This is a genomic window from Achromobacter sp. T5-5, assembly GCF_055397965.1.
In genome coordinates this window covers 4,791,397-4,809,003 of record NZ_AP027919.1, presented here as the reverse complement: position 1 = coordinate 4,809,003, position 17,607 = coordinate 4,791,397, and the positions used below count along the sequence as shown (strand labels likewise).

The 17,607-nt window shown below is 65.3% G+C and carries 16 protein-coding genes; 14 read left to right on the top strand and 2 right to left on the bottom strand.

Going from position 1 to position 17,607, the window contains the following annotated elements:
• Positions 1–71 precede the first annotated feature (71 nt).
• Positions 72–1,718, bottom strand: coding sequence for an electron transfer flavoprotein-ubiquinone oxidoreductase (locus tag ACZ50Q_RS21820; RefSeq protein ID WP_464079531.1), 1,647 nt, complete (start codon positions 1,716–1,718; stop codon positions 72–74).
• Positions 1,719–1,831: 113 nt separating this feature from the next.
• Here ACZ50Q_RS21820 and ACZ50Q_RS21815 point away from each other — a divergent pair, with 113 nt between their 5' ends.
• The 5 genes from ACZ50Q_RS21815 (at position 1,832) to ACZ50Q_RS21795 (ending at position 5,543) form a co-directional block, all read left to right on the top strand.
• Positions 1,832–2,281: an acyl-CoA thioesterase gene (locus tag ACZ50Q_RS21815; protein WP_092577865.1), complete on the top strand. Its 450-nt coding sequence runs from the start codon at positions 1,832–1,834 to the stop codon at positions 2,279–2,281.
• Positions 2,282–2,576: 295 nt separating this feature from the next.
• Complete coding sequence (locus ACZ50Q_RS21810; RefSeq protein WP_076519417.1) at positions 2,577–3,275, top strand: CoA transferase subunit A; 699 nt, start codon at positions 2,577–2,579, stop codon at positions 3,273–3,275.
• A 12-nt stretch (positions 3,276–3,287) separates the two neighbouring features.
• Entirely contained in the window at positions 3,288–3,941 is a 654-nt protein-coding gene (locus ACZ50Q_RS21805) for a CoA transferase subunit B (protein ID WP_464079530.1), read from the top strand.
• A gap of 178 nt (positions 3,942–4,119) precedes the next feature.
• Positions 4,120–5,136, top strand: a complete 1,017-nt coding sequence (locus ACZ50Q_RS21800) for a polymorphic toxin type 44 domain-containing protein (protein WP_464079529.1) — start codon at positions 4,120–4,122, stop codon at positions 5,134–5,136.
• A 239-nt stretch (positions 5,137–5,375) separates the two neighbouring features.
• Positions 5,376–5,543, top strand: coding sequence for a hypothetical protein (locus tag ACZ50Q_RS21795; protein ID WP_464079528.1), 168 nt, complete (start codon positions 5,376–5,378; stop codon positions 5,541–5,543).
• Positions 5,544–5,683: 140 nt separating this feature from the next.
• Here ACZ50Q_RS21795 and ACZ50Q_RS21790 read toward each other — a convergent pair whose 3' ends face one another.
• Positions 5,684–6,142: a GNAT family N-acetyltransferase gene (locus tag ACZ50Q_RS21790; protein ID WP_464082027.1), complete on the bottom strand. Its 459-nt coding sequence runs from the start codon at positions 6,140–6,142 to the stop codon at positions 5,684–5,686.
• A gap of 190 nt (positions 6,143–6,332) precedes the next feature.
• On the opposite strand from ACZ50Q_RS21790, the gene ACZ50Q_RS21785 reads away from it, so the two are divergent.
• From ACZ50Q_RS21785 to ACZ50Q_RS21745, 9 genes are all read left to right on the top strand, one after another.
• Complete coding sequence (locus tag ACZ50Q_RS21785; RefSeq protein WP_076519420.1) at positions 6,333–7,208, top strand: MurR/RpiR family transcriptional regulator; 876 nt, start codon at positions 6,333–6,335, stop codon at positions 7,206–7,208.
• A complete protein-coding gene (locus ACZ50Q_RS21780; RefSeq protein WP_092577866.1) occupies positions 7,205–8,185 on the top strand; it encodes an isoaspartyl peptidase/L-asparaginase family protein in 981 nt (326 codons plus the stop codon). Before ACZ50Q_RS21785 ends, ACZ50Q_RS21780 begins: the two co-directional genes overlap by 4 nt.
• Positions 8,186–8,231: 46 nt before the next feature.
• Entirely contained in the window at positions 8,232–10,118 is a 1,887-nt protein-coding gene (locus tag ACZ50Q_RS21775) for a dipeptide ABC transporter ATP-binding protein (RefSeq protein ID WP_076519422.1), read from the top strand.
• A 37-nt stretch (positions 10,119–10,155) separates the two neighbouring features.
• Complete coding sequence (gene gsiB, locus ACZ50Q_RS21770) at positions 10,156–11,709, top strand: glutathione ABC transporter substrate-binding protein GsiB (protein WP_464079527.1); 1,554 nt, start codon at positions 10,156–10,158, stop codon at positions 11,707–11,709.
• Positions 11,710–11,798: 89 nt separating this feature from the next.
• Positions 11,799–12,719, top strand: a complete 921-nt coding sequence (gsiC, locus tag ACZ50Q_RS21765) for a glutathione ABC transporter permease GsiC (protein WP_076519424.1) — start codon at positions 11,799–11,801, stop codon at positions 12,717–12,719.
• Positions 12,720–12,726: 7 nt separating this feature from the next.
• Complete coding sequence (gene gsiD / locus ACZ50Q_RS21760) at positions 12,727–13,626, top strand: glutathione ABC transporter permease GsiD (RefSeq protein ID WP_464079526.1); 900 nt, start codon at positions 12,727–12,729, stop codon at positions 13,624–13,626.
• 146 nt (positions 13,627–13,772) lie between these two features.
• Entirely contained in the window at positions 13,773–14,867 is a 1,095-nt protein-coding gene (locus tag ACZ50Q_RS21755; RefSeq protein ID WP_464079525.1) for a DmpA family aminopeptidase, read from the top strand.
• A 19-nt stretch (positions 14,868–14,886) separates the two neighbouring features.
• Entirely contained in the window at positions 14,887–15,720 is an 834-nt protein-coding gene (locus ACZ50Q_RS21750; protein ID WP_464079524.1) for a M55 family metallopeptidase, read from the top strand.
• A gap of 14 nt (positions 15,721–15,734) precedes the next feature.
• Positions 15,735–17,525: an aminopeptidase P family protein gene (locus ACZ50Q_RS21745; RefSeq protein WP_464079523.1), complete on the top strand. Its 1,791-nt coding sequence runs from the start codon at positions 15,735–15,737 to the stop codon at positions 17,523–17,525.
• Positions 17,526–17,607: the final 82 nt, after the last annotated feature.

Below are 17,607 nucleotides of genomic sequence, written 5' to 3'. Positions count from 1 at the left end.
TCGCTCCAGATGGTCGGAAAAAAAGGCGCCCCGCGGGGCGCCTTGTGGCCGGGCGCGGGCGCCCGATGGAATTACATGCCGCTGTAGACCGGCCCTTCGCCGCCCTGCGGCGCCACCCAGACGATGTTCTGCGTGGGGTCCTTGATGTCGCAGGTCTTGCAGTGCACACAGTTCTGCGCGTTGATCTGCAGGCGGTCTTCGCCGTGATCGTCCTTGACGAACTCGTACACGCCGGCCGGGCAATAGCGCGCTTCGGGGCCGCCGTACTTGGCCAGGTTCACCTTCACCGGCACGGACGGATCCTTCAGGGTCAGGTGGACCGGTTCGTTCTCGTCGTGGTTGGTGTTGGAGATGAACACCGAGCTCAGCTTGTCGAACGTGAGCTTGCCGTCCGGCTTGGGGTAGTCGATGCGCGCGCACTGCGAGGCCGGCTGCAGACAGGCGTGGTCGGGTTTGTTGTGGCGCAGCGTCCAGGGCATCTTGCCCTTGAGCAGCAGTTGCTCGATGCCGGTCATCAGCGTGGCGACGGTGCGGCCCTTCTTGAACCACTGCTTGAAATTGCGTGCCTTGTTCAGTTCGGCATGCAGCCAGGACGACTCGAAGGCCTTGGGATAGGCGGTCAGTTCATCCTGGCGGCGGTCGGCGTTGAGCGCATCGAACGCGGCTTCGGCGGCCAGCTTGCCCGACTTGATCGCGGCGTGGCTGCCCTTGATGCGCGAGGCGTTCAGGAAGCCGGCCTCGCAGCCGACCAGCACGCCGCCGGGGAAGGTGAGCTTGGGCAGCGCCAGCAGCCCGCCCGCCGTGATGGCGCGGGCGCCGTAGGCGATGCGCTTGCCGCCTTCGAAGGTGCCGCGGATGGCGGGGTGCGTCTTGTAGCGCTGGAATTCGTCGAAGGGCGACAGCCAGGGGTTGGCGTAGTCCAGGCCGACGATCATGCCCACGGCCACCAGGTTGTTGTCCAGGTGATAGAGGAACGAGCCGCCGTAGGTGTCGGCGTCCAGCGGCCAGCCGGCGGTGTGGACCACGAGGCCGGGCTTGGACTGCGCCGGATCGACTTCCCACATTTCCTTGATGCCGATGCCGTAGGACTGCGGATTGCGGCCGTCGTCCAGCTTGTAGCGTTCGATGAGCTGGCGGCCGAGCTGGCCGCGCGCGCCTTCGCCGAACACCGTGTAGCGGGCATGCAGTTCCATGCCGGGCTGGTAGTGGTCGGTGTGGCTGCCGTCGCGGGCCACGCCCATGTCGCCGGTGGCCACGCCGCGGACGGCGCCGTTCTCGTCGTACAGCACTTCGACGGCGGCAAAGCCGGGGAAGATGTCCACGCCCAGCGCCTCGGCCTGCTCGCCCATCCATTTGACGACGTCGCCCAGGCGGACGATGTAGTTGCCCTCGTTGTGGAAGCACTGCGGCAGCAGCCAGTTCGGCGTGGCGCGCGCGCCGGTCTCGGACAGGAACAGGAACTTGTCCTGCGTGACGGGCACGTTCAGCGGCGCGCCTTTCTCTTTCCAGTCGGGGATGAGTTCGGTCAGCGCCAGCGGGTCCATGACGGCGCCGGACAGGATGTGCGCGCCAAGTTCCGCGCCCTTTTCGAGCACGCAGACGCCGATCTCCTGATTCTTCTCAGCGGCCAGTTGCTTGAGACGGATTGCGGTGGCCAGGCCAGCGGGTCCACCGCCAACCACGACCACGTCATATTCCATCGACTCGCGTTCAGACATTTGCAAAGCTCCCCGTATGTATTCCATATTTGGCTGGAAGTATTATCGGCGATTGTATTGCAGGCGAGGGTCCTGTATGCCTTCGCATTTCTTTTAGCCTTCAGGAGTAATTGGTGAACCCGGACAATCCGTCGGCGCGGCTTCTTTCGGTGGGCGACACCCATCAGCTCGAATTGCCTTTGCGTTGGGGCGATTCAGACGCTTTGAACCATCTGAACAACACGCTGTATTTCCGACTCATGGAAGAGGCCCGCATGCAGATCCTGTATGGCGCGGGTTTCGAGCTGCCCGCCGACAATGGCGCCATCCTGGCGCATGCGTCGTGCGATTTCCTGCGTCCGCTGACCTATCCGGCCACGGTGCGGGTCACGCACACCGTGACGCGGATCGGCCGTTCCAGCGCCGAATTCGAGTTGCTGCTCGAGAAAGTGGGCGATGACGTGGGCCCTTATGCCCGCGGCCGCAACGTCCTGGTCTGGATGGACTACGTGGCCAATACGTCCGCGCCGTGGCCGCAGGAAGTGCTGGCGCAACTGGGCACGCAATTCGCCGCGGCAGCGTAATCCACGTGGGCCGCGCGGGCAGCGCGGGCGCGGCCCCGCCAAAATAGCGCGTGCTTTGGCCGGACATGCCGGTAAAATCTAGCGCAAAATCACAAAAGCAATGAGGGCGCGCCACCCACGGCGCAGCCGTTCCACGGAAATCGGGCCCAGCCGCGATGCCCGTGTGGCAAGCGCCAGCAGCCGCGCCCCAAGGAAAGACTGGGTCTGCCCCGATTTCCCCGATTTTTCCGGGACCCGTGCGCGGGTAGCGGCGGGCAGGCTTACTTTGGTTCGACCTTAACTAGGAGTTGGAGCGATGGACAAGGTTTATGCAAGCGCCCAGGAGGCGCTGGCAGGCATCGTCAAGGACGGTCAGATGATCGCCGTGGGCGGTTTCGGCCTGTGCGGTATCCCCGAGGCGCTGATCGCCGCGCTGCGCGATTCGGGCGTCAAGGATCTCACCTGCATCAGCAACAATGCGGGCGTCGATGGCTTTGGCCTGGGCCAGTTGCTCAATACGCGCCAGGTGCGCAAGATGATCGCGTCCTACGTCGGCGAGAACAAGGAATTCGAACGCCAGTACCTGTCCGGCGAACTCGAGCTTGAATTCACGCCCCAGGGCACGCTGGCCGAAAAGCTGCGCGCGGGCGGCGCCGGCATTCCGGCGTTCTTCACCCGCACGGGCGTGGGCACCATCGTCGCCGACGGCAAGGAAATCCGCGAGTTCGACGGCCATCAGTACGTCATGGAACGTTCGCTGGTGCCGGACGTGTCGCTCGTGAAGGCGCACATCGCCGATCGCAGCGGCAACCTGGTGTTTCGCAAGACGGCCCGCAACTTCAATCCCAACGTCGCCATGGCGGGCAAGTTCACGGTGGTCGAAGTCGAAGAAATCGTCGACACCGGCAGCCTGGACCCGGATCAGATCCACCTGCCCGGCATCTATGTGCAACGGATCGTGCTGAACGCCACGCCCGAAAAGCGCATCGAACAACGCACCACTCGCCCGGCCTAAGGAGAAGACGACATGGCATGGTCCCGCGATGAAATGGCGGCGCGCGCCGCGCGCGAGCTGCAAGACGGCTTTTATGTGAACCTGGGCATCGGCCTGCCCACGCTGGTCGCCAACCACGTGCCCAGGGGCGTGGAAGTGTGGCTGCAATCCGAAAACGGCCTGCTCGGCATCGGCCCGTTCCCCACCGACGATCAGGTCGACGCCGACCTCATCAACGCCGGCAAGCAGACGGTCACGACGCTGCCCGGCTCGTCGATCTTCTCGTCGGCCGACTCGTTTGCGATGATCCGCGGCGGCAAGATCAACCTCGCCATCCTGGGCGCGATGCAGGTCTCTGAAAAAGGCGACCTGGCCAACTGGATGATCCCGGGCAAGATGGTCAAGGGCATGGGCGGCGCGATGGACCTGGTGGCCGGTGTCGGCCGCGTGGTCGTGCTGATGGAGCATGTGGCCAAGAAGAAGGACGGCTCCGAAGACATCAAGCTGCTGCCCGAGTGCACGCTGCCGCTCACGGGCGTGGGCGTGGTCGACCTCATCATCACCGACCTGGGCGTGATGGAAGTCACCGAATACGGCCTGAAATTGCTGGAAACGGCGCCGGGCGTGACGGTGGACGAGATCAAGTCCAAGACCGGCGCGAAGCTGGACGTGTCGGCGGTTCAGTAGGTTACTGCCGGCTCCAACGCAAGACGCCCCGATGAGGGGCGTTTTGCTTGGCGCGCCAATGTTTCGATGCGATCACGTGCGTGGTGGATCCCCAGACGCGAATTTCGGTGTTTTCTTATTGAGTCTTATCCCGCGATACGTAGATTCGAACGCTCCAACCATTGTCTGGAGCCGGAAGATGGCAGGCCGCCCAATTATTCGAATTGGTGACAAGACGTCCCATGGCGGGACGGTGAAGCAGGGATTTCCCTATTACACAATCGAGGGCAGGTCGGCTGCGGGCTTGGGCCACATGGTGGCCTGTCCGCAATGCAAGGGCGTCTTTCCCATCGCTGACGGGGTTCCCAGCTTCTGCGTCGATGACGGTTTGGTGGCGATCGAAGGCATGAAGACGTCCTGCGGCGCTACGCTGATCGCCAGTCAGAATATCGCGGTATTGGATCCTGGTCCGGGCGCCGTCGCTTGGGCAGCCGTCGAGGCCAGTCGGTTGTCCAAAAGTCTGCGCGAGGCCGACTGCGTTCATACCGATACGGCCGTGCCGTTGGCTGAATACATAGTACGGGAGATGACGACCAATCCCTTCTCAATCCGAGGTCGCCAGATTTATGACGCCAACCACTACGACGTCAAGGCATATGGCGAAGATTGGGAGCGATCTCCTTGGTATATGAAGCTTTCAGGGCGCAAGACCTACATGGAAATGCTGGCCGAGAAGAAGCTGCACGCATACGCCCTTTTCGCGGAAATCATCGGACCAGGCCGCCCTTGGGACCACAAGCCAGCGTTGCGGCGGATGCTCGGCCCAAATTTCAATCTCGGCTGGCAGAAGTACGGCGATTTCGACTACTACTTTGACATCTGGTCCAACATCCACTTCGGATACGTTGGTATTGCACTAGGATTTAGTGCCGCCGAGTTGATTAACGGGGCAGGCTTGGCGCAGGCTTTGCTTGATGCCTGGAAGCGAAAACCTCAACAGAATCACCCTCAGAACGGCCCGTGGCCAGCGAGCGCGGATGATGTAACGGACCACATTTCCATCAGGCTGGGGACGGATCTATACGAGCAGGCCAAGCCTCACGAATTGACTGTGGACCTCCTGCTCCAGAGGATTAGCGCCGTGCCACTTCCCTGGGGATATGGAAAAGACGTGGCGAAAGAACCGCATACATGCCGAAGAGAGCCGAACAAGTGAGGGTCTGCCGTGCTCGCCGCGCCTTTAAATGGATCGGCCTTGTTCTTTGTGCAGCGCCAGTGCTTTGGGTGCTGTTCCTGTACTTTTGTAGGCCGGTCGTAGCCTTGCACTACTCGGCGGACGCACGAGCAGACATTCTGGTTTTCTTCAATGACAATCACGATACGGCCAGATTCCTTCTGGCTCCGGGGCAGTCCGTAACATCCCCCACTGCGATGTTTCCAGCATCGGATATGTGGATGCTGATCTCGTTTCCCCGAGAGGACGGCGACAGCATGGAGATCACGAAGCCGTTCAGCCGCGTCGACGTGTACATCGGCGCAGGCGGAAAAATAGAGCGGACAGAGACACGCCAGCGCTTTTTTGCTCGGTTTACGGAACCCGGCGACCAATGCAATGCCTGCTGAGTGCTTCGGCGTGATCGTTCGGCTTGCGCCTCTCACATCATGCTGAACGCCACCGAGGCGGATCCGGTCGAGGCTTTCAGCATGTGTGTTTGAAAGGGGGGGCTGCAAGGCCGCTTGCAAGTAGACCGCCGCAGTTGATCTCAGGCTGCTTCCCGCAGCAGCATGCCCACGTGCGGGATGCCGTCTTCCATGTATTCCTCGGTGACCGGCACGAAGCCGTGGCCGCCGTAGTAGCCCTTGAGCCGCGCCTGCGCGCCCAGGTAGACCGGTTGGCCGGGCCAGAGGCGTTGCACTTCCACTTTGGCGCGGCGCATGAGTTCGTGGCCCAGGCCCGTGCCGCGGGCAGCGGGGGCGGTGATGACCCGTCCGATGACGGCGTGGCCGTCGTTCAACGCCGGCTCCAGCAGGCGGCAATACGCGAGCAGCTCGCCGTCGCGCCACGCCATCAGGTGCTCGGTCTGGCCTTGCAGGTCCTTGCCGTCCATGTCCAGGAACACGCAGTTCTGTTCCACCACGAAAACCGCCGAACGCAGCCGCAGGATGGCATAGAGCTCGGCGGGGGTCAGGTCGGCATGGGGTTTGCAAGTCCAGGCGGGCAGCATGCGGGCATTCCAGATAGCGGGAAATGAAGGGGGCAACAAGCGTACCTCAAACCGGCCCCGATTTAATCCGAGCGATTGTTACAACTAATCACGGGTATACCCTTAGTATGAAAATCAATTTTCTTAACTAAAATTTGCGTGTAAACAGATTTACATAAACCCGTCTCCGACTTCCCCCCCCGTTTTGATGAACAAGGCCGTACTTACGATTGCTGATCGGATCGCCCGGGCCCAGCCCGCGCTGAGCCGGACCCAGCACAAGATGGCCGAGTACGTGCTGGCGCACCAGTTCCGCGTCGCCACCATGACCATCGACGAATTCGCCGCGGCCGTGGGCGTGTCGGTCGCCACCGCCAACCGGTTCGCGCGCGCCCTGGATCTGCCGGGCTACCCGCAGTTCCGCGCCGAACTGGCCCGCGGCTTCGAAGCCGCGCTGGAACCCGTCGAAAAGCTGCGCACCGAACTGGCGCACTCCGCCAGCGCCGTCCAGATCTTCGCCGCCACGCTGGAAGAAGACATCCGCAACGCGCAGCGCAACCTGCAGGCCCTGGATTCGGCCGCCTGTGAGCAGGCGGTCGAGGCGATCCTGGCCGCCGAGCGCGTTTTCATCATCGGTTTCGGGGCCAGCGGGTTTCTCGCGGGCCTGCTGCAACGCGGCCTGTGCATGCACCTGCATTCGGTCGAATCGCTGGCCGGTCCCGGCGGCGTGTCGCACGCCGCGCGCCAGATGTCGCGCATGACGGGCAAGGACCTGGTCATCGCCATCGGCTTTCCGCGCTACCTGGCCGACACCGTGACGCTGGCCGGCGCGGCCAAGCAGGCGGGCGTGCCGGTGCTGGTGCTGACGGACAAGCCCACGTCGCCGCTGGCGCCAACCGCCTCCGTCGTGCTGTACGCGTACTCCGCACGCCAGCTCATTCCCAATTCCGAAACCGCCGCGTTGGGGCTCATCGAAGCCCTGTCCGCGGCGGTGGCCTATCGGGCCAAGAATTCCGTCGCGGCCGCCGCTGGGGTTACCCAGTCCGTGATGCCGTGGCTCATCCATGGAGTAGGTAAACGATGATTCAACCCGTGATTGCCATTCACGGTGGCGCCGGCGCGATGTCCCGCGCGGCCATGTCTCCCGAAAAAGAACAGGAATACCTCGCGGCCCTGGAGTCCATCCTGACCGCCGGCCAGGCCGTGCTGGCCAAGGGCGGTAGCGCCCTGGACGCCGTCACCGAGGCCGTGCGCCTGCTTGAAGACTGCCCGTTGTTCAATGCGGGCCACGGCGCCGTGTTCACCAGCGCCGGCACCCATGAGCTGGACGCCGCCATCATGGACGGCGCGACGCTGCGTTCGGGCGCGATCGCCAACGTGAACTGCGTGCGCAACCCCATCGTTGCCGCGCGCAAGGTCATGGAAAACAGCAAGCACGTGTTCTTCGTCGGCGAGGGCGCCGAAACGTTCGCGCGCCAGGAAGGCGTGGAGCTCGTCGACCCGTCGTACTTTTCGACCGAGGCCCGCCGCGAGCAGCTGCTGCGCGTGCAGCGCGAAACGCCGGACGCCGCCGTGCTGGACCACGACGGCCAGGCCATGGTCGCGCGCGGCCAGCCCGCGCCGGCCGATCCGCTGGACGCCGACAAGAAGTTCGGCACCGTCGGCGCCGTGGCCGTCGACGCCCAGGGCAACCTGGCCGCCGCCACGTCCACGGGCGGCATCACCAACAAGCAGGTCGGCCGCGTGGGCGATGCGCCCCTGATCGGCGCCGGCACCTATGCCAGCAACAAGACCTGCGCCGTGTCCACCACCGGCACGGGCGAAATGTTCATCCGCATGGTCGCCGCGTACGACGTCGCGGCCCAGATGGAATACTGCGGCGCCTCGCTGGAAGCGGCGGCGGACCGCGTCGTGATGGAAAAACTGCCCACCATCGGCGGCAAGGGCGGCCTGGTGGCCGTCGACGCCCAGGGCAATGTGGCCTTGCCGTTCAACACGGAAGGCATGTACCGGGGTTACGCCCGCGTAGGCGAGAAGCCGGTGGCCGCCATCTACCGATGAGCGGCGGCGGTTTGGATCTGTAGGTTTATTTTGGGAATGAGAAGAGATGGTTGATCGCGCAAACAGCCTGGCGCTGCCGGATAACCGCGTGGTCCAGGTCGACGACCTGACGGTGCGCTTCGTGGGTTCCGAGCGCACGGTCGAAGCCGTGCGCAATCTGTCGTTCCATGTGGACCGGGGCGAAACCCTGGCCATCGTGGGCGAATCGGGTTCGGGCAAGTCGGTGACGTCGCTGGCGCTGATGCGTCTGGTGGAACACGGCGGCGGGCGCATCGCCCAGGGCAGGATGGCCCTGCGCCGGCGCAACGGCTCCGTGATCGATCTGGCCAACGCCAACCAGCGTGTCATGCGCAACGTGCGCGGCGCCGACATGGCGATGATTTTCCAGGAGCCGATGACCTCCTTGAACCCGGTGTTCACGGCCGGCGACCAGATCGCCGAATCGATCCGCGAGCACCAGGGCATGGACGCGGCGGCGGCGCGCGCGGAAGCGCTGCGCATGCTGGAACAGGTCCGGATTCCCGAAGCCAAGTCGGTGCTGGACCGCTATCCGCATCAACTGTCGGGCGGCATGCGCCAGCGCGTCATGATCGCCATGGCGCTGGCGTGCAAGCCGGCCCTGCTGATCGCCGACGAGCCGACCACGGCGCTGGACGTGACCATCCAGGCCCAGATCCTGCAACTGATCCGCCAACTGCAGGAAGAAATGCACATGGGCGTGGTGTTCATCACCCACGACATGGGCGTGGTGGCCGAAGTGGCCGACCGCGTGCTGGTGATGTTCCGCGGCGACAAGGTCGAGGAAGGCCCGTCCGAACAGGTGTTCGCCGCGCCCCAGCATTCCTACACGAAGGCGCTGCTGTCGGCCGTGCCGAAGCTGGGCGCCATGCAGGGCACGGACCTGCCCGCGCGCTTCCCGCTGCTGCAGGTCGAAGGCCAGGTCCAGCCCGTGGCCGAAGCCGGCGCGGCCAGCACGCAGGAAGTGCCCGCCGCCAAGCGCGAGCCCATCCTGAGCGTGCGCAACCTGGTGACGCGCTTTGACCTGCGCGGCGGCATCATGAGCCGCGTGCAGCGTCGCGTGCACGCCGTGGAGAAGGTCAGCTTTGACCTGTATCCCGGCGAGACCCTGTCGCTGGTCGGCGAGTCCGGCTGCGGCAAGTCCACGACGGGCCGTTCGCTGCTGCGCCTGGTGGACAGCCAGGGCGGCGAGATCCGCTTCGGCGGCCGCGACATCGTGCGCCTGAAGAACACCGAGCTGCAATCCCTGCGCCGCGACATCCAGTTCGTGTTCCAGGATCCGTTCGCCTCGCTGGATCCGCGCGTGACCGTGGGCTTCTCCATCATGGAGCCGCTGCTGGTGCACGGCGTGGCCAAGGGCAAGGATGCCGAACGCCGCGTGGCCGAACTGCTGGAACGCGTGGGCCTGCCGCCGGAAATGGCGCAGCGCTATCCGCACGAATTCTCGGGCGGCCAGCGCCAGCGCATCTGCATCGCGCGCGCCCTGGCCCTGAACCCCAAGGTCGTGATCGCGGACGAATCCGTGTCCGCGCTGGACGTGTCGATCCAGGCGCAGATCGTGAATCTCTTGATCGACCTGCAGCGCGACATGGGCATCTCGTTCCTGTTCATCTCGCACGACATGGCCGTGGTCGAACGCGTCAGCCACCGCGTGGCGGTGATGTACCTGGGCCAGATCGTCGAGATCGGCCCGCGCCGCGCGATCTTTGAGAACCCGCAGCATCCCTACACCAAGAAGCTGATGTCGGCCGTGCCGATCGCCGATCCGGCGCGCCGCCACATGAAGCGCACCTTGCTGTCCGATGAAATCCCCAGCCCGATCCGCAAACTGAACGATGAACCGGTGGTGCAACCGCTGGTCCAGGTCGGTACGGATCATTTTGTAGCCCGCCACCCCGTCGGCGGCGCGTATTGACTCAGTAGTTGACCTTTTTTTGGAACCAGGAGTTGCAATGATGAAAGTTCTGCGCCCCACCAAGCTGATGGCCGCTGCCGCGTTGGCCTTCGGCGTGCTCACCGCGCCGATGGCGCACGCCGCCAAGGATGTGACGTTTGCCGTTTCCATCGCGCTGGAAACGCTCGACCCCTACAACACCAACAGCACGCTGAACCAGGCGGCCGGCAAGGCCTACTACGAAGGCCTGTTCGAATTCGACAAGGACCTGAAGGTCCAGAAGGTCCTGGCGACCGACTACACCGTCAGCGAAGACGGCCTGGTCTACACGTTCAAGCTGCGTCCCGGCGTGAAGTTCCATGACGGCACCGACTTCAACGCCGAAGCGGTCAAGATCAACTTCGATCGTCCGGCCAACCCGGACAACCGCCTGTCGCGCTACATCCAGTTCAGCGTCATCGAAAAGACCGAAGTGGTCGACCCGATGACCGTCAAGATCACGCTGAAGAAGCCGTTCTCGGCCTTCATCAACGCGCTGGCCCACCCGGCCGCCATGATGATCTCGCCCGCCGCGCTGGCCAAGTACGGCAAGGACATCGGCTTTCACCCGGTCGGCACCGGTCCCTTCGAATTCGTCGAATGGAAGCCGGCCGAATACCTGAAGGTCAAGAAGTTCGACGGCTACTGGAAGAAGGGCTACCCGAAGGTCGACACGCTGACCTTCCGCACCGTCACCGACAACAACACCCGCGCCGCCGTGGTGCAGACGGGTGAAGCGCACTTCGCGTTCCCGGTGCCGTTCGAGCAGGCCGCCGTGCTGAAGAAGAACGAGAAGCTGGACGTGGTCGATCACCAGAACTCGATCATGGCCCGCTACCTGTCGATGAACACGCAGCAAAAGCCGTTCGACAACGTCAAGGTGCGTGAAGCCATCAACTACGCCATCAACAAGGAAGCGCTGGCCAAGGTCGCTTTCTCGGGCTACGCCACCGTCATCGACGGCGTCGTGCCGCAAGGCGTGGACTACGCGCACAAGATCGGCGCGTGGCCGTATGACCTGAAGAAGGCCAAGGCCCTGCTGGCCGAAGCCGGCTACCCCAACGGCTTCGAGAGCACGCTGTGGTCCGCCTACAACGACGGCACCTCGGTGAAGGTGGTTCAGTTCCTGCAGCAGCAGCTCGCCCAGGTCGGCATCAAGGTTTCCGTGGAAGTCCTGGAATCCGGCCAGCGCGTGCAGCGTGTGCAGCAGGTGCAAAAGCCCGAGGACGCCAAGGTCCGCATGTACTACGCCGGCTGGTCGTCCTCGACCGGCGAAGCCGACTGGGGCCTGCGTCCGCTGCTGACCACCGCCGCGTTCCCGCCGGTGCTGAACAACGTGTCGTACTACTCGAACAAGTCGGTTGACGAAGGCGTCCAGCAAGCCCTGGCCACCACCGATCGCGCCAAGAAGACCGAGATCTACAAGAACGTTCAGGAAACCATCTGGAAGGACGCCCCGTGGGCCTTCCTGGTGACCCAGAACAACCTGTACGTCAAGTCCAAGAACCTGTCGGGCGTGTACGTGGAACCGGACACCTCGTTCTGGTTCGGCGACATCGACCTGAAGCAGTAAACCAAGCAGTAACTCTCGGGGCCCACGGGCCCTTGTAAGGCCACATACGGCGGGGGCGCGGTGTCCCCGCCGATGTTGCAGGAATTTCAATGCTGACCTACATCGTCAAACGTCTTTTGGGCATGATCCCCACGCTGCTGCTGGTAGCCGTGGTCGTGTTCCTGTTTGTGCACATGCTTCCGGGCGACCCGGCGCGACTGGCCGCGGGCCCCGAGGCCGACCAGCAGACCGTCGAACTCGTGCGCAAGGAACTCGGGCTGGATCAGCCCCTGCCGCAGCAGTTCGTGCGCTATTTCAGCCACATGCTGCAAGGCGACCTCGGGACCTCGCTGCGCACCAAGCGCCCCGTCTCGACCGAAATCGCCGACCGCTTCATGCCCACCTTGTGGCTCACGATCGCCAGCATGGTGTGGTCCGTGGTCTTTGGCATGGTCATCGGCATCGTGTCGGCGGTATGGCGCAATCGCTGGCCCGACCGCCTCGGCATGACGCTGGCGGTGTCCGGCATCTCGTTCCCCGCGTTCGCGCTGGGCATGATGCTGATGCAGATCTTCTCGGTGAACCTGGGCTGGCTCCCCACCGTGGGCGCTTCCACCTGGCAACACTACATTCTTCCTTCCATCACGCTGGGCGCCGCCGTGGCCGCCGTGATGGCGCGCTTCACGCGGGCGTCGTTCGTTGAAGTCGTGCAAGAGGACTTCGTGCGCACCGCACGCGCCAAGGGGCTGTCCGAGCGCCGCGTCATCATCAAGCATGCGCTGCGCAACGCGCTGATTCCCGTCGTGACCATGATGGGCCTGCAGTTCGGCTTCCTGCTGGGCGGCTCGATCGTGGTCGAAACCGTGTTCAACTGGCCCGGCCTCGGCCGCCTGCTGGTGGACGCCGTGACCCAGCGCGACTATCCGGTGATCCAGGGCCTCGTGCTGCTGTTCTCGCTGGAATTCATCCTGATCAACCTGATTGTCGACGTGCTCTATGGCGTCATCAATCCCAGCATCCGTTACAAGTGAGGCGGCCATGAGCAATACGACACCCGCCGCGACCATTGCCGCCGTTCCCAAGAACGACGTGCGCACGCCCGCCACCGAGTTCTGGCGCAAGTTCAAGAAGCAGAAGCTCGCCGTGGGCGCGGGCCTCTTCGTCCTGCTGCTGGTCATCGTCGCGGTCTTCGCGCCGTGGATCGTGCCGTTCGACCCGGAGAACTTCTTCGACTACGACGCGCTGAACGCCGGCCCGTCCCTGACCCACTGGCTGGGCGTGGACTCGCTGGGTCGCGACATCTTCAGCCGCATCATCATGGGCGCGCGCATCTCGCTGGCCGCCGGCTTCCTGTCGGTTGCCATGGGCGCCATCGTCGGCACCTTCATGGGCCTGATGGCGGGCTACTACGAAGGCTGGTGGGAGCGCATCACGATGCGCATCTCCGACGTGCTGCTGGCCTTCCCCGGCATGCTGCTGGCCATCGGCGTGGTCGCCATCCTGGGTTCCAGCATGGTCAACGTGATCGTCGCCGTGGCCGTGTTCAGCGTGCCCGCGTTTGCCCGCCTGGTGCGCGGCAACACGCTGTCGATCAAGCAGATGACCTACGTCGAAGCCGTGAAAAGCGTGGGCGCGTCCGACTGGACGATCATCATGCGCCACATCCTGCCCGGCACGATCTCGCCCATCGTGGTGTACGGCACGATGCGGATCGGCACCTCGATCATCACCGCCGCCAGCCTGTCGTTCCTGGGCATGGGCGCTTCGCCTCCCACGCCGGAGTGGGGCGCCATGCTGAACGAAGCCCGCGCCGACATGGTCATCGCGCCGCACGTCGCGATCTTCCCGGCGCTGGCCATCTTCCTGACGGTGCTGGCGTTCAACCTGCTGGGCGACGGCCTGCGCGACGCGCTGGACCCCAAGATCGACCGCAAGTAAACCTGCCGCCGGAGCCTCCCACGAGGGCCGGCGTGGAGGGCGATTTTTCCGCCGCCGCCTCCGTCCGCCACGCGCTTGCCCGCGCGTGTCCCGGACCCAGGGTGGCGGCGTTTTGCATTCTTGAGCGTGGCGACACGTAGACGAACATGGACAAACAAGCGCTGGACATTCCGCGTATCGGCGTACTGCCGTCAGGGCCGCTGGACTCGATCTGCGACGTGGGTGACGTCACCGTTGGGCATTGCACGCTGGCCGAGGGCCCGCTGCAGACCGGCGTGACCGTCGTACGCACGCATGGCGGCGATGCCTTTCTGGACAAGACGCCGGCCGCGGCCACCGTGCTGAACGGCTTCGGCAAGAGCACCGGCCTGGTTCAGGTGCAGGAACTGGGCGTGCTGGAAACGCCGATCGGGCTGACCAACACGTTCGGCGTGGGCACCGTGGCCAATGCGCAGATCCGCGCGGCGGTCTCCGCCAACCCCGGCATCGGCCGCGGCATGGCCACCGTGAATCCGCTGGTCTTCGAGTGCAACGACGGCTACCTGAACGATATCCAGGCGCTGGCAGTCCAGGAATCCCATTACGCCGCGGCGCTGGCCGCCGCCGGCAAGCAGTTCGCGCAGGGCGCCGTGGGCGCCGGCCGCGGCATGTCCAGTTTCTCGTTCAAGGGCGGCATCGGCTCGGCCTCGCGCGTGGCGCAGATCAAGGACGGGCCGCAGTACACCGTGGGCGCGCTGGTGCTGTCGAACTTCGGCCGCCTGCCCAACCTGACGGTGGCGGGCAGGCCGTTCGGCCGCCGTCTGGCGAGCCAGCTTGACCAAGGGCTTGCGCAGCAGGGCGAGAACGCCGTGATCGCGCCCGAGAAGGGCTCGATCATCCTGCTGGTGGCGACCGACGCGCCGCTGGATTCGCGCCAGTTGCGCCGTCTGTCGCTGCGCGCTGGCGCGGGCCTGGCGCGCACCGGCTCGGTGTTCGGGCACGGCAGCGGCGACATCGCGCTGGCGTTTTCCACGGCGTACACGATTCCGCAATTGGCCGAGTCGCCCATGCCCGCGATTGCCATGCTGCACGAGGCCCGCATCGATCCGCTGTTCGAAGCCGCCGCCGAGTCCTGCGAGCAAGCCATCATTGCCGCGCTATGGCACGCAGAAAGCGTGACCGGCCGCGACGGCCATCACCGCGAGTCCATCCGCCATGCCGCGCCCGATTGGCGCCAGTGGCTGTCCGCTACCGAATTCTGAATATCCTGAAGGCCAACTCATGAAGATCCTGATTTCCACCGATATCGAAGGCGTCGCCGGCGTCTTCCACCCCGAGCAGGTCCGCGCCGGCAACGGCGAATACGAGCGCGCCCGCGCCTGGATGACCGCCGAGGCCAACGCGGCCGTGCAAGGCGCCATCGCCGGCGGGGCGGAAGAGATCCTGGTCAACGACTCGCATGGCGGCTTTCGCAACCTGCTGCCCGACGGCCTGGACGAACGCGCCCGCCTGGTGCTGGGCAAGCCGCGCTACCTGGGCATGATGGGCGGGCTGGAAGAGGGCTGCGACGCCGTCTTCATGATCGGCTACCACTCGCGCTCGCAGGGCCGCGGCATCCTGGCCCACACGATCAACAGCTTCGCGTTCGCGCGCGTCGTCATCAACGGCATGGAACTGGGCGAAGCGGGCCTGTACGGCGCGCTGGCCGGCGAGCTGGGCGTGCCCGTCATCCTGGGCACCGGCGATGACGTGTTCATCGAGGAAACCCGCGCCACCTTTCCCGGCGCCGAGTGGGTGCAGACCAAGGTCGCGCACGGGCAGGGCAGCGGCGTGACGCTGTCGCCCGCCGCGTCCCGCCGCGCGATCGCCGCGGCCGCCGAAGCCGCGGTCCGTAACTTCAAGCGCGGCGGTCCCGAAAAAGCCGTTCCGTTCCGCATTCCCGCCCCTATAGAATGCCGGTTGCAGACGCAGAGCGCGGCGCTGGCCGACCTGTTCTGCATGTGGCCCACGCTGGAACGCGTGGACGGCGTCACCTTGCGGTTCACCACGGACAGCATGCAGTCCGCCGTCCGCACGTTGAACAGCCTGGCCGCCATGTCTTTCATGTTGCGCTAAGGATCCTTCCTCCCATGTCTAGCACCGACGCCCGTATTGCCCAACTGCGGCAGGCCATGAGCCGCCGCGGCCTGACCGCCTACATCGTTCCGTCCTCGGACCCGCACCTGTCCGAGTACCTGCCGGCCCGCTGGCAGGGGCGGCGCTGGCTGTCGGGCTTCACGGGGTCGGTGGGCACGCTGGTGGTGACGGCCGACTTCGCCGGCCTGTGGGTGGACAGCCGCTATTGGGTGCAGGCCGAAGCGCAGCTCGCGGGCACGGGCGTGCAATTGATGAAGATCGCGCTGGCCACGACGCCGGGCCACGTGGACTGGCTGGCCGCCAACACGAAGGCGGGCGACGTCATCGGCGTGGATGGCCAGGTGCTGGGCCTGGGCGCTTTCCGTGCCTTGTCCGCCGCCGCGGCCGCGTCCGGCGCCGCGCTGGAGATCCGCGAGGACCTGCTGGACGAGGTCTGGGCGGATCGCGCGGGCCTGCCGCAAGCGGCGATCTACGAACACGTGGCCCCCGAGGCCTGCGTGACCCGCGCCGACAAGCTGGCCCAGGTGCGCGAGGCCATGCGCGCGCACGGCGCCGACGTGCATTTCATTTCCACGCTGGACGACATCGCGTGGCTGTTCAACCTGCGCGGCGCGGACGTGGACTACAACCCGGTCTTTGTCGCCCACGCGCTGGTGGGCCTGGATCACGCGACCCTGTTCGTGGCGGACGGCAAGATCGACGACGCCCTGTGCGCCATCCTGGCCGCCGACGGCGTGCAAGTCGCGGACTACGCGCAGGCCGCGGACGCGCTGGCCTCGCTGGAGCTGGACCAGAAGCTGCTGATCGATCCGGCCCGCGTGACCTGCGGGGTGTTCCATGCCATGGATCCGGCCGTGCCGCGCGTGGAAGCCATCAATCCGTCCACCCTGCTGAAGTCCCGCAAGACGGACGCGGAGCTTGCCAATGTGCGCCAGGCGATGGCGCAGGACGGCGCGGCGCTGTGCGAGTTCTTCGCCTGGTTCGAGGGCGCGCTGGGCAAGGAAACCATCACCGAACTGACCATCGACGAAAAAATCACGGCCGCGCGCGCCCGCCGGCCGGCCTACGTCTGCCCCAGCTTCGCCACCATCGCGGGCTTCAACGCCAACGGCGCCATGCCGCATTACCGCGCCACGCGGGACTCGCACGCCACCATCGAAGGCGATGGCCTGCTGCTCATCGATTCGGGCGGCCAGTACCTGGGCGGCACCACCGACATCACCCGCGTGGTGGCCGTCGGCACGCCCAGCCCGGACCAGAAGGTCGATTTCACGCTGGTGCTCAAGGGCATGATCGCGCTGTCGCGCGCGTCGTTCCCGCGCGGCACGCCGTCGCCCATGCTGGACGCCATCGCCCGCGCGCCCATCTGGGAAGGCGGCGCGGAGTACGGCCACGGCACCGGCCACGGCGTGGGCTATTTCCTGAATGTGCACGAAGGCCCGCAGGTCATTTCGTACCGCGCGATGCCGGGTCCGCACACGGCCATGGAGCCGGGCATGATCACCTCGAACGAGCCGGGCATCTACCGGCCGGGCCGTTGGGGCGTGCGCATCGAGAATCTCGTCGCCAACCGCAGCTGGCTGACCTCGGAGCTGGGCGAATTCCTCTGCTTCGAAACGCTGACGATGTGCCCGATCGACACGCGCTGCATCGAACCTTCGCTGATGCGCGAGGACGAGATCGACTGGCTGAACGACTATCACAAGACGGTGTTCGAGCGCCTGTCGCCGCTGGTCGAGGGCGAGGCGCTGGACTGGCTGACGCGCCGCTGCGCCGCGATCTGACGTCGCGCCAGGAGCCGCCGGAAGCGCCGGCCGCCGGAAGCGCCGGCCGCCGGAAGCGCCGGCCTCCCGATACGCCGGCCCA